General features: G+C 71.3%; 8 protein-coding genes. 2 read left to right on the top strand and 6 right to left on the bottom strand.

Going from position 1 to position 14,053, the window contains the following annotated elements; translation table 11 throughout:
• Nucleotides 1–14 precede the first annotated feature (14 nt).
• Nucleotides 15–1,169 (top strand): allantoicase, encoded by a 1,155-nt coding sequence (gene alc / locus ACH4UK_RS04985; RefSeq protein ID WP_398354562.1) that lies wholly within the window; start codon nucleotides 15–17, stop codon nucleotides 1,167–1,169.
• Between the two features lie 90 nt (nucleotides 1,170–1,259).
• Here alc and ACH4UK_RS04980 read toward each other — a convergent pair whose 3' ends face one another.
• Both ACH4UK_RS04980 and pepN (ACH4UK_RS04975) read right to left on the bottom strand, forming a co-directional pair.
• The gene (locus ACH4UK_RS04980) at nucleotides 1,260–1,793 is read right to left on the bottom strand and encodes a hypothetical protein (RefSeq protein WP_398354561.1); all 534 of its coding nucleotides are present in this window, start codon (nucleotides 1,791–1,793) and stop codon (nucleotides 1,260–1,262) included.
• A 184-nt stretch (nucleotides 1,794–1,977) separates the two neighbouring features.
• Nucleotides 1,978–4,554, bottom strand: a complete 2,577-nt coding sequence (pepN, locus tag ACH4UK_RS04975) for an aminopeptidase N (RefSeq protein WP_398354560.1) — start codon at nucleotides 4,552–4,554, stop codon at nucleotides 1,978–1,980.
• A gap of 125 nt (nucleotides 4,555–4,679) precedes the next feature.
• Here pepN (ACH4UK_RS04975) and ACH4UK_RS04970 point away from each other — a divergent pair, with 125 nt between their 5' ends.
• Entirely contained in the window at nucleotides 4,680–5,186 is a 507-nt protein-coding gene (locus ACH4UK_RS04970) for a DUF1203 domain-containing protein (RefSeq protein WP_398354559.1), read from the top strand.
• Nucleotides 5,187–5,260: 74 nt separating this feature from the next.
• On the opposite strand, the gene ACH4UK_RS04965 is transcribed toward ACH4UK_RS04970, so the two are convergent.
• The 4 genes from ACH4UK_RS04965 to pepN (ACH4UK_RS04950) form a co-directional block, all read right to left on the bottom strand.
• Nucleotides 5,261–6,289 (bottom strand): aspartate-semialdehyde dehydrogenase, encoded by a 1,029-nt coding sequence (locus ACH4UK_RS04965; RefSeq protein ID WP_398354558.1) that lies wholly within the window; start codon nucleotides 6,287–6,289, stop codon nucleotides 5,261–5,263.
• A 256-nt stretch (nucleotides 6,290–6,545) separates the two neighbouring features.
• Nucleotides 6,546–9,857, bottom strand: a complete 3,312-nt coding sequence (locus tag ACH4UK_RS04960) for a S8 family serine peptidase (protein WP_398354557.1) — start codon at nucleotides 9,855–9,857, stop codon at nucleotides 6,546–6,548.
• 253 nt (nucleotides 9,858–10,110) lie between these two features.
• On the bottom strand, nucleotides 10,111–11,166 hold the full coding sequence (locus ACH4UK_RS04955; protein WP_398354556.1) for a hypothetical protein: 1,056 nt from the start codon (nucleotides 11,164–11,166) through the stop codon (nucleotides 10,111–10,113).
• A 231-nt stretch (nucleotides 11,167–11,397) separates the two neighbouring features.
• Nucleotides 11,398–13,989 carry an aminopeptidase N gene (gene pepN, locus ACH4UK_RS04950; protein WP_398354555.1) on the bottom strand — a complete coding sequence of 864 codons (2,592 nt, stop codon included), beginning with the start codon at nucleotides 13,987–13,989 and terminating at the stop codon, nucleotides 11,398–11,400.
• Nucleotides 13,990–14,053: the final 64 nt, after the last annotated feature.

The raw sequence follows: 14,053 nt of genomic DNA, 5'->3' as shown, positions 1-14,053 counted from the left end.
CGAAGGTAGGAGCCATGACCTTCGACGCGAGCGAGACCACATTCCAGGACACCGACACCGACCCCCACGCCAATGACGCCGCGCCCTACGGCGGCGGCGACCCGTACGCCGACTACCGCGAAGCCGGCGACCTCCCCTTCACCGAGCTGGTCGACCTCGCCGACCGCCGGCTCGGCGCGGGCGTGATCGCCGCCAACGACGAGTTCTTCGCCGAGCGCGAGAACCTCCTGATCCGCGAGCGCGCCGTCTTCGACCCCGAGCACTTCGGGCACAAGGGCAAGATCATGGACGGCTGGGAGACCCGCCGCCGCCGCGGCGCGGACGCCGCGACCCCCTTCCCGGCCCCCGAGGACCACGACTGGGCGATCGTCCGCCTCGGCGCCCCCGGCATCGTGCGCGGCCTGATCGTGGACACCGCCCACTTCCGCGGCAACTACCCGCAGCGCGTGTCGGTGCAGGCCACCTCCGTCGAAGGCGCCCCGAGCCCCGAGCAGCTGCTCGCCGACGACGTGAAGTGGCAGGAGATCCTCCCGCCCACCGCCGTACGCGGCCACGCCGCCAACGCCTTCGAGATCACCGGCGGCCGCCGCTACACCCACCTGCGGCTCTGCCAGCACCCCGACGGCGGTATCGCCCGCCTCCGCGTGCACGGCGAGGTCGTCCCGGACCCGGCCTGGCTCGCCGCGCTCGGCACCGTCGACCTGATCTCGGTCCTCAACGGCGGTCGCTACGAGGACGCATCCGACCGCTTCTACTCCTCGCCCACCCAGATCATCCTGCCGGGCACCTCCCGCAAGATGGACGACGGCTGGGAGAACCGCCGCCGCCGGGTCCGCGACACCAACGACTGGGTCCGCTTCCGCCTGCCCGCCCAGGGCGCGGTCCGCGCGATCGAGATCGACACGGCCTACCTCAAGGGCAACTCCGCCGGCTGGATCGCCCTCCAGGGCTGCAACGGCGACACCGGCGAGTGGTTCGAGATCATCCCGCGCACCCGCCTCCAGCCCGACACCCTGCACCGCTTCGTGCTGCGCGCCCAGGCCGTCGTCACCCACGTCCGCCTCGACGCCTTCCCCGACGGCGGCGTGGCCCGGATGCGGCTGCACGGCAGCTTCACGGAGTCCGGCACGGCCGAGCTGAGCCGCCGCTACGAGGAGTCCGGCGCGTGACCCCGTAAGAGGCCACCCCCTGCTACCGCCCGGCGGACGGCTGCGCTCCGGCGCCCGCCCGCCGGGCGGTTCCCAACCCGGCCCGGCCGCTCAGGCGGCGTACGCGGAGAAGCGCAGCGTCGTCGCCAGCACCCGCCAGGTCCCCCAGGCGAACACCCGGTTGACCGTGTTGCAGAGGGCCTCGCCCGTGCAGTCGGTGGGCCGGTCCTGCCAGGCCCGGACCGTGAGCGAGTGGAAGCCGAGGGTCCGCGAGAACGCGAAGCGGATGTGCATGCCCCGGCCCAGCTGGTGTCCCGGCAACGTGTTGATCTGGAAGAAGTCGCTCCCGATGTACTCCACCTCGACCGGATTGCCGCCCAGTAGCTCGCAGCGCGCCCCCGCCCGGATCCGCCCCGCACAGCCGCCGCTGACCGGGAACAGCCAGAAGTGATCCGTCAGCTGGGCCCGGACCTCGTCCGCCCCGGTGAACGGATGCAGCCCGAGGCTGTACCCGTACGTGTAGAGGCCGTAGCAGTCCGCCGGACCCGTCCGGCAGTCCGGGCGGTCCGCCACCGGGGCGGCGGGGCCCGTCAGCAGGCCCGCGCACAGGGCCAGCGCGACCGGCACGGCGGCGGAGCCGGGCATAGGAACCCTCCCGTGGCCTGCGACCGACTTTCCTGCGACGACCCTTCGGACCGTAGGCCACGGGAGACCTCACCGCGCGCGGACGGCCGCCGAACGCGCGCGGGCGATACGGGGCGGGACCGCGAAGGGGCGCCCCCGCCGCCGCAGCGGAGAGGACGCCCCTTCGGGCCGTACGCGGGAAGGGTTACGCGGTGGCCGCCGCCGAGTCCGCCGCCTGCGCCTTCAGGGCGCGCTCCACACCGGACCGCGACTCCGACATCAGCCGGCGCAGCGCCGCGCTCGGCTCGGCCGAGTCCAGCCAGGCGTCCGTGGCGTCCAGCGTCTCCTGCGAGACCTGGAGGGCCGGGTAGAGGCCCACGATGATCTGCTGGGCCATCTCGTGGCTGCGCGCGTCCGAGACGTCCTTCACCGAGGCGAAGTACTTCTCCGTGTAGGGGGCCAGCAGCTCGCGCTGGTCCGTCTGGACGAAGCCGCTGATGACCGCCTCCTGGAGCGAGTTCGGCAGCTCGCCGGAGTCCACGACCGAGGCCCACGCCGCCGCCTTGGCCTCCTCGGACGGCTGGGCCGCCCGAGCGGAGGCCGCGTGGCGCTCGCCCGCCGCCGTCCTGTCGCGCTCGTACTCGGCGGCGATCTCCTCCTCGTCCAGCAGCCCGGAAGCTGCCAGCCGCTGCACGAACGCCCACCGCAGCTCGGTGTCGACGGCCAGGCCCTCGATCGTCTCCGTGCCGTCCAGCAGCGACTGGAGCAGGTCCAGCTGCTGCGGGTTGCGGGCCGTGGCCGCGAAGGCGCGGGCCCACGCCAGCTGGTGGTCGCTGCCCGGCTCCGACGCGCGCAGGTGCGCCAGCGTCGCGTCGGTCCACTGGTTGAGCGCGCCCTCACGGGTCTCCGGCGCGGCGTACAGGTCCAGCGCCAGCTTCACCTGACGGTGCAGCGACTGGACGACGCCGATGTCGGACTCCTTGCCGATGCCGGAGAGCACCAGGGAGAGGTAGTCGCGGGTCGCCAGCTCGCCGTCGCGCGTCATGTCCCAGGCCGAGGCCCAGCTCAGGGCGCGCGGCAGCGACTCGGTGAAGTCGCCGAGGTGCTCGGTGACGACCCGCAGCGACTCGGCGTCCAGGCGGACCTTGGCGTAGGAGAGGTCGTCGTCGTTGAGCAGGACGACCGCCGGGCGGGCCCTGCCCACCAGGGCGGGTACGTCGGTGCGCTCGCCGTCGACGTCCAGCTCGATCCGGTCGGTGCGCACGAGCTTGCCGTCCGCGTCGAGGTCGTAGGCGCCGATGGCGATCCGGTGCGGGCGCAGCGTCGGCTCGCCCTTCGCGCCGACGGGCAGCGCGGGGGCCTCCTGGAGCACGGTGAAGGAGGTGACGTGACCGTTCTCGTCGGTCTCGATCTCCGGGCGCAGGATGTTGATGCCGGCCGTCTCCAGCCACGCCTTCGACCAGGTCTTCAGGTCGCGGCCGGAGGTCTTCTCCAGCGCGCCCAGCAGGTCGGAGAGGCGGGTGTTGCCGAAGGCGTGCGCCTTGAAGTACGCCTGCACGCCCTGGAAGAACGCGTCCTTGCCGACGTACGCCACGAGCTGCTTGAGCACGGAGGCGCCCTTGGCGTACGTGATCCCGTCGAAGTTGACGAGGACGTCGTCCAGGTCGCTGATGTCCGCCATGATCGGGTGCGTGGAGGGCAACTGGTCCTGCCGGTACGCCCAGGTCTTCATGGAGTTGGCGAACGTGGTCCAGGAGTGCGGCCACTTCGAGCCCTCGGCGTCCGCCTGGCAGGCGATCGAGGTGTAGGTGGCGAACGACTCGTTCAGCCAGAGGTCGTTCCACCACTCCATCGTGACGAGGTCGCCGAACCACATGTGGGCCAGCTCGTGCAGGATGGTCTCGGCCCGCACCTCGTACGCCGCGTCCGTCACCTTGGAGCGGAAGACGTACTGGTCGCGGATGGTGACCGCGCCCGCGTTCTCCATCGCGCCCGCGTTGAACTCCGGGACGAAGAGCTGGTCGTACTTGGCGAACGGGTACGCGTAGTCGAACTTCTCCTGGAACCACGCGAAGCCCTGCCGGGTGACGGCGAAGATGTCGTCCGCGTCCAGGTACTCCGCCAGCGAGGGGCGGCAGTAGATGCCGAGCGGGACGGACTGGCCGTCCTTCTCGTAGCTGCTGTGCACCGAGTGGTACGGGCCCACGATGAGGGCCGTGATGTACGTGGAGATGCGCGGCGTCGGCTCGAAGGACCAGACGTCGTCCTTCGGCTCCGGAGTCGGCGAGTTCGAGATGACCGTCCACCCGGAGGGGGCCTTCACGGTGAACGCGAAGGTCGCCTTGAGGTCCGGCTGCTCGAACGAGGCGAACACCCGGCGGGCGTCCGGGACCTCGAACTGCGTGTACAGATAGGCCTGTTCGTCGACCGGGTCGACGAACCGGTGCAGGCCCTCACCGGTGTTGGTGTACGAGCAGTCGGCGACGACCTTCAGCTCGTTGGCGCCCTCGCGCAGATGCGGCAGGGCGATCCGCGCGTCGCGGAACACGGCGGCCACGTCCAGGTCCTTGCCGTTCAGCACCACGTCGTGGACGGCCGGGGCGACCAGGTCGATGAAGGACTCCGCACCCGCCTCCGCGCAGTCGAAGCGCACGGTGGTCACGGACCGGTAGGTGCCGCCCTCCTGCGCTCCGGAGAGGTCGAGATCGATCTCGTACGCGTCCACGGTCAGCAGGCGCGCCCGCTCCTGTGCCTCTTCGCGGGTCAGATTCGTGCCAGGCACGCGGTCATCTCCTAGGTGTGCGACTTGATAAGCGGCGTTTCCGGCCATCCTTCCACGTACCGTGCTCCCAGCGCGATGTCCGTTTCCCGCCGGACGCGGGCGGCTCCGGGGGACACGCTCGAACCATGACCGGACACCAGCCACGCCCTATCGACCCCGCCGCTCTCGCCGCACTCCGCGCCACCGACGACGCGGGCCGGCCCTGCCGCCCGTACACCGCGACCGAGGGCGGCGAACCCCTGCGCTGCTGTCTGCGCGGCAGCGGGCCCGGAGAGCGCATCGCCCTCGTCTCCTACGCCCCGCTGCGCCGCTGGGCCGCCGCGACCGGGGCCCGTCCGGGGGCGTACGACGAGCAGGGGCCCGTCTTCATCCACGCCGAGGCGTGCGCGGGCCCGGACCCGGACCCGGAGCGGGCCGGCTATCCCTTCGCCCGCCCCGGCGCACTGCGCGCGGTGCGCCGCTACGACGCCCGGGGGCACATCGCGGGCGGTCGGCTGCTGGAGATCCCGGCCGAGCCGGAGAAGGGCTTCGACGCGGCTCTCGACGAGGCGTTCGCGGACCCGGAGGTGGTGCTGGTGCACGTACGGGCCGTGGAGTACGGGTGCTTCCACTTCGAGGTGCGGCGGGGCTGAGAGCCCGCCGGCACACGACGGAAGGGGCGGCCACCGCGCGGTGGCCGCCCCTTCCGTACGCGTACGGCTGTGCGTCAGCCCTTGAGCTCGGCCGCCACCAGCTCCGCGATCTGCACGGCGTTCAGCGCCGCGCCCTTGCGGAGGTTGTCGTTGGAGACGAACAGGGCGAGGCCGTTGTCCACCGTCTCGTCGACCCGGATGCGGCCCACGAAGGAGGCGTCCTTGCCGGCCGCCTGGAGCGGGGTGGGGATCTCCGAGAGCTCGACGCCCTCGGCGTCCTTCAGCAGCTCGTAGGCGCGCTCGACGCCGATCGGGCGGGCGAAGCGGGCGTTGATCTGCAGCGAGTGGCCGGAGAAGACCGGGACCCGGACGCAGGTGCCGGAGACCTTGAGCTCCGGGATCTCCAGGATCTTGCGGGACTCGTTGCGGAGCTTCTGCTCCTCGTCCGTCTCGAACGAACCGTCGTCCACGATCGAGCCCGCCAGCGGCAGCACGTTGAAGGCGATCGGACGCTTGTAGACGGTCGGCTCGGGGAAGTCCACCGCCTCGCCGTCGTGGGCCAGCTTCTCGGCCTCCGCGACGACCTTGGCGGCCTGGCCGTGCAGCTCGGCGACCCCGGCGACCCCGGAGCCGGACACGGCCTGGTAGGTGGCGACGGTCAGCGCTTCGAGGCCCGCCTCGTCGTGCAGCGGACGCAGCACGGGCATCGCGGCCATCGTCGTGCAGTTCGGGTTGGCGATGATCCCCTTGGGGCGGACCCGGGCCGCGTGCGGGTTGACCTCGGAGACGACGAGCGGGACCTCGGGGTCCTTGCGCCAGGCGGAGGAGTTGTCGATCACCACGGCGCCCTGGGCGGCGACCTTCTCGGCCAGCGCCTTCGAGGTCGCGCCGCCGGCGGAGAACAGCACGATGTCCAGGCCGGTGTAGTCGGCCGTGGAGGCGTCCTCGACGGTGACGCCGGAGCCCTGGAAGTCGATCGTGGAGCCCGCGGACCGGGCGGAGGCGAACAGCCGCAGCTCGTCGACCGGGAAGGTGCGCTCGGCCAGGATCCTGAGCATGACAGTGCCGACCTGACCGGTGGCGCCGACGATTCCGACCTTCACGAGGACTCCTCTGTTCTGTACGTCTGTGCGTCTGTGCGGTCCGTTTGCCGCTCCATGATGCGTATGTCCTGGCCCGCCTTGTCCAATCCATTGTCCGACCTGCGGACTCTTCGGGCGAGGGCCGCAGGTTCTGCAGCGTCCTTGCGCCCGAAGGGAAACATCTGCGGCGCGGTCCCGGCCGTGTGACGAGGAACACGCACAGCGGGGCGGGTGCTCGGGAGAGCACCCGCCCCGCTGCCGTATCAGTGGCGATCCGTTACGGCGTGACCTTCTCGATCACGACGCTGCCGGTGCCCGCGGCGGTGCCGCGCGCGTTGACCAGCTGGACCTCGCCGAAGAACTGACGGCCCTCGGGGGCCGCTCCGGCGACCACGACCTCGGCGCCGACCTGGGCCGAGGCGCCGTTGGCCAGGTCCACGGTCTTGGTGGCGTCCACCTTGATCGTGCCGAGCGAGGCCGAGTAGAAGACGTCGCGGTAGTCGTACGTGGTGGTCCCGGACGGGACCGAGTAGCCGTCGACGACGACCGTGTACGTGCCCGCGGCGGGCTTGATCAGGCTGACCGACTCCTCGGAGCCGGCGGAGGTCGAGCTGCCGACCTGGGTGGCGCCCCGGAAGACGACCAGGTCGATGTCCGCGTTGGCGTCCGAGGTGCCCCCGACGGCGATGTCGAGCTTCTCGACACCCGCGCCGATGGTGACCGTGGTCTCCCGGGTCTCACCCGTGGAGATCGACGGCTTGTCCACCTTGGCCGAGCCCAGCGAACCGCCCTGGAGCTTGCCCTGGAAGGCGGCGGCGCCGTTGGTGACCGTCCAGTCCACCGCGGCCGGGGTGCCGATCTTCGCCTCGGCGATGGTCTGCACCGCCGGGTCGAAGGAGACGCCGAGCAGCGAGACGTCCAGCTTGAACGGGTTGTCCAGCAGCGCCGACGTACGACGCGCCTCGACCTCGATCTCCCACACGCCGGGCTGCGGGTCCTTGTAGGAACGCGCGTCCGGGCGGCAGGTGTTGTCCGGGTTCTCGTAGTTCGGGTAGCAGTTGACCGTGGAGGTCGGGTCGACCGGCGTCCCGTACGGGTGCAGGGCGATGAACCGGGTCTGGCTGCCCGAGCGCAGCGCGCCGATGGCGACCTCGAGGGTCTTGGCGCCCTCCGGCACGTTGACGAAGTACGACGTGGTGCCGTTGCGCTGGACCGAGCCGGACGCCTTGTAGGCGTAACCGGGCTGCTGCAGCTCCTGGGCGATGACGACCGTGGTCATGATCTGGTGGTCGACGCCGGAGGTCTTCTTGTCGTCGACCTCCAGGATGGCGCTGTGCACCCCGGCGGTCTTCGCCTTGGCCTTGACCTTGAGCTTGACCGGCGTGTCGAGCGGCAGCGAGACGTACCGGGGGCTGCTGAGCTCGAAGGTGCCGTCGTTGTTCTTCCACGACAGCTTGTGCTGGACGTTGCGGTCCGGGCCGGTGGTGCGGGTGACGACGACGTCGTAGACCTTGCTCTCGCCGACCTTCAGGCCGCCCTCGCGGTCGTAGAGGCCGGTGCCGAAGCCCGGGTCCTTGAGCGCGAAGTCGATCGCGGTGTCGACCGGGGCCTTCACCGAGAACTCGTGCGCGGGCTTGCCCTGCTTGGTGATCTGCTTCCACGCCTTGACGATGTCGATCAGACCGGAGCCCTGGACGTGCGCGGGCACGCCCGCGATGTGGCCCGCGGTGCTGGTCAGCGCTACGCGCAGATCGGCCGGGGGAAGCTCGATGTTCTTCTGCTTCGCGGCCGACAGCAGCAGCGCGGCGGCGCCCGCCGCCTGCGGGGAGGCCATCGAGGTGCCCTGGAGCATGGAGTAGCCGGCCGGCAGGTCGTAACCCGCCTCCTTGACCGGACCGCCCGGCGCCCAGGTCTGGGTGGTGTTGATGGACGCACCCGGCGCCGAGATGATCGGCGTGAAGCCGCCGTCCTCACGCGGACCGCGCGAGGAGAAGGGCAGCATGTCGTACTTCTTGGTGACGTTGGAGCCGTAGTTGGCCGCCCACGTCTCCTTGGAGATCGACGCGCCGACCGAGATCACGTGGTCGGCGAGCGACGGGTCGCCGATGGTGTTGAGCCCCGGGCCGCTGTTGCCGGCCGAGATGACCAGCTGCACGCCGTAGATGTCGATGAGGCGCTTGTAGAGCTCGGCGCGCGCGTTGTTGCCGTCGTTCAGCGGCGGCAGGCCGCCGATCGACATGTTGACGATGTCGACGCCGCGGTTGACGACGAGGTCGATCATGCCCTCGGTCAGCGCGATGTTGGTGCAGCCGCCGGACCAGGTGCAGGCGCGCGAGGAGACGATCTTGGCGCCGGGGGCGGCGCCGTTCATCTCGCCGCCGAACAGGCCGTTGGCCGCGGTGATGCCCGCGACGTGCGTGCCGTGCGAGCCCTCGATGACGCCGATGTTGACGTAGTCGGCCTTCGCGCCCGCCGCGTTGTAGACGACGCCCTTGCGGGTCTCGACGACGAACGGGATGCGCTCGACGACCGGGGTGCGCGGGTCGTCCTCACCGAAGTAGGAGACCTGGAACTTGTCCTTGTACGGCTTGAGGACCTTGTCGTCGGAGAAGTCCGCGTTCCCGTTCAGGTCGACCCGCGTGGTGCCGGTGACCGGGTCGTACAGCACGCCCCAGACGTCGGTGGTGTCACCGTCGCGGTTGAGGTCGCCCGCCATGTCGCCGCCGGTGGTGGCCGACTCGGCGAACGTGGCGAACCGGTAGGTGCCCGCAGGCGCCGACCAGGTCTTCCCGCCGGACGTGAACGTCGGGCCGGTGACGGACTCGGTCATCCGCAGCCAGGTGCCGTCGCCGTCGCTCACCGGGTCGGTCGCGGTCACCCAGTCGACGACCTTGCGCTCACCGGTGGTGGTCTTCTTCAGGGCCGGGTGACCGAGGTCGACGCCGGAGTCCAGGATGCCGATGGTGATCCCGCGGCCGTCGGCCTTCGGGTGCTTCTCGACGAAGTCGACCGCGCCGGTCTCGAACGACGGGTTGTACGGGTTGGTCGCCGGGGTCTTCTTGTTCGGCGCCGCGTAACTGCCCGTGGCCTTCAGCTGCTTCGCTCCGGAGGCCCGGTCGCCCTTGGGCGTCGGGTCGTCCAGCTTGATCTCCTGCTTGAGATCGATGCCGAGGACGGAGGAGAGCTTGGAGGCCGCCTTGATGGTGGACTCGGCGTTCTTCGTCGGCACCGTCGCCCGGACGTAGCCGAGCTTGTCGTAGGTCGTGCCGAGCACGGAGCCCTCGACGGCGTCCAGCTGCTTGCTGACCTGCTCGGTCGCACCGGGGGCGGTGGCGACCATCATGGTGATGTTCTTCTCGCCCTTGGCCTCGGCCTTCGCCAGGACATCGGCGTCGGCCTTGCCGAGCTTGTCGCCCCGGTCGCTCGTGGCGGCCGGTTTGACGGGCGCCGGAGCCGGGTCGGCGGCGGCGGCGAAGGCCGGTGCGGCGCCGGAGGCGGCGAGTGCGGCCGCCAGGCCGGCAGCGGCCGCTATGCGCGCGGCGCGTCTCGCTCCGGGTATGGAACTGGGGGATTCCTTGGTCATCAGCATCCCTGTAATTGAAAGAGAGAGTCCGGAATTCGGTGCCGGATGACCGAAGCCTGGCGTAAATGACAGGGGTTTGTGGAGAGTTGACGGAGACGAGTCAGGGACATGGCGGAGATCCGCCACGGGGTGCGAAGTGCCACGAGGGGCGAATGAGGTCAAACGGTGCGCCGGTGGCGCCCGGGGACGCCTGGTTCCGGGTCTGTGGTCCGGACCAGCCGGGCGACTCCGGGCCCCTCACGCCGGACCGTCGCCCTGCTCAGCGCGGCAGGACCATCACATACGCGGCCGGCTCCCGGTCGGCCGCCGCCATCAGCGCCGTCCGCACCACCGTCGCCTGCTGGTCCGGCGTCTCGCGCAGCCTCCTGGGCGCGAGGTGGACGACCGTGACCCCGAGCCGCTCCAGATGCTCCCGCTTCGCGGCGTACGCGGACCACTGCGGATCCTCCTGGGCCCGGCCGCTCCGGCCGGGCGCGCCGTGCCGGGGCGCCCGGGTGTCCAGCTCCACCGCCACGGCCTGGTCGGGCCAGTAGGCGTCGACCCCGCCGAGCCGGGGCCCGCCCGGCAGCCGCAGCTCCACGTTCCACAGCGGCTCCGGCAGCCCGTGCTCGCGCACCATCGCGTACAGCCGCGCCTCCGCGACCGCCCGGCCCTCGGCCAGCAGCGCGTCCACCGCGCCCACCACGGCGGGCCGCCCCAGCAGCTTCGCCTCACTCAACTCACGTACCACGGAAGCCGGTTCGCAGTACCCGCCGCGCACTGCCTCGGTCAGCAGCCGCCGTACGTCCGCGGCGTCGGCCGTGCCCGCCACCGCATCCGCCAGGGCCCGCTCCACCGGGGCGACGGGCACCTCGCCCACCCGCGCCGCGCTCGGCATCGAGGCGGTCCGCAGCACCTCCACGAACCGGGTGGACCGCAGCCGCCGGGTGCGGGGGACCAGCACGTCGATCCGGTGCAGCGCCCCTAGGTCCCCGGCCGCGGCGAAGCCGTACAGCGCGAGCGCGGCCGTCCCGGTGACCATCGCCTCGCCGTACCCCGTCTCCGAAGGGCCCGCCGGGGCGCGCCGCGCCGAGGCCGGCGGGCGTCCCGCGTACAACAGCGCGCCGTGCAGCCGCTCCTGGCCGGTCGGCGGGCCCGGGTGCAGCAGGTAGACCCCCGGCAGCAGGTGCTGCCAGGGCCCGCCGGGCAGACACTGGGCGGACGTCTGCGCGGCGGACACGCCCCGGGTCCTCAACTGGGCGGCGGACAGGACACGGTGGGTCACGTCCTCGGGGCGGAGCGGGAGGCGGGGGAAGAGCGGGGTGTTCTGGGTCATGTCCCGGGGTTTCCCGCCCGTGGAGGGGGCCCTAACCCCTGTTACACGGCCGTCGACAATCCCGGACAACGCCGTCCTAAAGTACGGACGTTCGACAACCGAAAAGGGCCCTCGCGCCGGGAATCGGGGGAGGAGCGCCTCGGGCAGGTGTGCGAGCGCCGCTTTCGCGTTGCGCGCGCGCCCCACCCGAGCGCCCCCTCGTTCATCCGCCGGATCCACGCTCCGGCACGGTCACACGGCCCGGTCGCACTCCTGGCCGCGCAGCGCCCGCGCGAGATCGTCCCGGGCCTCCAGCACCAGCCGCCGCAGCGCGGGAGCCGCGTCCTCGTGCTCGCCCAGCCAGGCGTCGGTCGCCGCCAGGGTCTCCGGGCTGTCCTGGAGACCGGGGAACATCCCCCGTACGACGTGCATGCCGATCTGGATGGACCGCTCCGCCCAGATCCGCTCGATCACCTCGAAGTAGCGGTTCGCGTACGGGGCGAGCAACTCCCGCTGCGCGGACTGCTCGAAGCCGCTGATCGTCGCCTCGACCAGCGCGTTGGACAGCTTGTCCGACTCCACGACCGCCGCCCACGCCTGCGCCTTGACCGCCTCCGATGGACGCGAGGCCAGGCACCGTACGTGGTGGAGCTTGCCGGACGCCGTGTCGTCGCGGGCCAGTTCGGCGTCGATCGCCGCCTCGTTCGTCACACCGTGCGAGGCCAGCGGGGCCAGGAAGGCCCAGCGCAGCTCCTGGTCGACGTCGAGCCCGTCGATCCGGGCCGTGCCCTCCAGCAGCCCGCCCAGCAGCTGGAAGTCCGCCGGGGACGAGGCGACCGCCGCGAAGAAGCGGGCCCAGGTCAGCTGGTGCTGGCTGCCCGGCTCGGCGAGCCGCAGCTCGCGCAGCGCGCCCTCGGCCAGCGCCCGGCCGCCCTCCTCGCGCCACTCGGGGGCGGCGTAGTGGACCAGCGCCGACTGCGCCCAGGAGTGCAGCACCTGGAGCACCCCGATATCGCTCTCCCGCCCGGCGAACGCCAGCACCAGCGCGACGAAGTCGCGGGCCGGCATCAGCGCGTCCCGGGTCGTGTTCCACAGCGCCGACCAGCACAGGGCACGGGCCAGCGGATCGGTGATCTCGCCCAGGTGGTCGCGGAGCGTCGCCAGCGACCGCTCGTCGAAGCGGACCTTGCAGTAGGTGAGGTCGTCGTCGTTGACCAGGATCAGATCGGGCCGCTCGGACCCGGCCAGAGCGTTCACCACCGTCCGCTCGCCGGCCACGTCCACCTCGGCGCGCGCGTAACGCGTCAGCTCGCCCTCCGGCGTACGCCGGTACAGGCCGATCGCGACGCGGTGCGGACGCAGCTCCGGATGCGAGGCGGCGGCCTCCTGGACGACGGCCAGCTCGGTGAGGGTCCCGGCCGCGTCGTACGAGGCGACGGGCGTGAGCGCGTTGACGCCCGCGGTCTGGAGCCAGGAGCGCGACCAGGCCGTCATGTCGCGGCCCGAGGTCTCGGCCAGCACCGACAGCAGGTCGCCCAGGCGGGTGTTGCCGTACGCGTGGCTCTTGAAGTAGCGCCGGGCCCCTTCGAGGAACGCGTCCCGTCCCACGTACGCCACGAGCTGCTTCAGCACGGAGGCGCCCTTGGCGTACGTGATCCCGTCGAAGTTCAGCTTGGCGTCCTCCAGGTCACGGATGTCGGCCGTGACGGGGTGCGTGGAGGGCAGCTGGTCGGCGCGGTAGGCCCACGCCTTGCGCTTGTTGGCGAAGGTGATCCAGCCGTTGGTGAAGCGGGTCGCCTCGACCATCGAGAAGGTGCCCATGAAGTCCGCGAACGACTCCTTCAGCCACAGGTCGTCCCACCACTCCATGGTCACCAGGTCGCCGAACCACATGTGCGCCATCTCGTGCAGGATGATCGTGGCACGCCGCTCGTAGGCCGCCGAGGTGACCTTGCCGCGGTAGATGAACTCCTCGCGGAAGGTGACCATCCCCGGGTTCTCCATGGCGCCGAGGTTGTACTCGGGCACGAAGGCCTGGTCGTACTTCCCGAAGGGGTACGGGTAGTCGAAGTGGTCGTGGAAGAAGTCCAGGCCCTGCTTGGTGACCAGGAAGACGTCGTCCGTGTCGAAGTGCTTGGCCAGACCCTTGCGGCACATCGCGCCGAGCGGGATCTCCAGCGTGGAGCCGTCGTCGAACGTACGGCTGTAGTGATCGCTCACGTAGTGGTAGGGACCGGCGACGACGGCCGTGATGTACGTCGAGATCGGCTTGGTCTCCGCGAACCGCCACACCTCGCCCTCGTGCGACTCCTCGGCCCCGTTGGACCAGACCCGCCAGCCCTCGGGGGCGGTCACCTGGAAGCGGTAGGGGGCCTTGAGGTCGGGCTGTTCGAAGTTGGCGAAGACGCGGCGGGCGTCGGCCGGCTCGTACTGCGTGTAGAGGTAGACCTCGCCGTCCTCCGGGTCGACGAAGCGGTGCATGCCCTCGCCGGTCCGGCTGTACGCGCACCGGGCGTCCACCACGAGCACGTTCTCGCCCTCGGCGAGCCCATCGAGCGCCACCCGCGTCCCGTCGAACACGACCGCCGGGTCGAGGGCCGTTCCGTTCAGGGTCACGGCGTCCACCCCCGGCGCCACCAGGTCGGCGAAGGTCGAGGCGCCCGCACGGGCGGAGCGGAACCGGATCGTGGTGAGCGACCGGAACGTCCGCGGACCGCCGGCCCCGTCGCCCCGGTCGGGCTCGCCGACGGCGGACCGCAGGTCGAGAGCGACCTCGTATCCGTCGACGGTCAGCAGCTCGGCCCTCTTCCGGGCCTCGTCGCGGGACAGGTTTTCACCGGGCACGGGCACTCCTTCGTGACGCGCGTCATGTGTCGTGTTCGAACCCATTGATCCTTGCACGCGTCCT

Origin of the sequence: Streptomyces sp. NPDC020884 (assembly GCF_044333935.1) — a bacterium.
Classification (GTDB): domain Bacteria; phylum Actinomycetota; class Actinomycetes; order Streptomycetales; family Streptomycetaceae; genus Streptomyces.
The sequence above is the reverse complement of the archived record's forward strand: the minus strand, read 5'-3'. Positions and strand labels throughout refer to the sequence as shown.

Excerpts from the sequence above, each read along its gene's own strand:
- alc (WP_398354562.1), top strand. The coding sequence starts at position 15 with ATGACCTTCGACGCGAGCGAGACCACATTCCAGGACACCGACACCGAC.
- ACH4UK_RS04980 (WP_398354561.1), bottom strand. The coding sequence starts at position 1,793 with ATGCCCGGCTCCGCCGCCGTGCCGGTCGCGCTGGCCCTGTGCGCGGGC.
- ACH4UK_RS04970 (WP_398354559.1), top strand. The coding sequence starts at position 4,680 with ATGACCGGACACCAGCCACGCCCTATCGACCCCGCCGCTCTCGCCGCA.
- ACH4UK_RS04960 (WP_398354557.1), bottom strand. The coding sequence starts at position 9,857 with ATGCTGATGACCAAGGAATCCCCCAGTTCCATACCCGGAGCGAGACGC.
- ACH4UK_RS04955 (WP_398354556.1), bottom strand. The coding sequence starts at position 11,166 with ATGACCCAGAACACCCCGCTCTTCCCCCGCCTCCCGCTCCGCCCCGAG.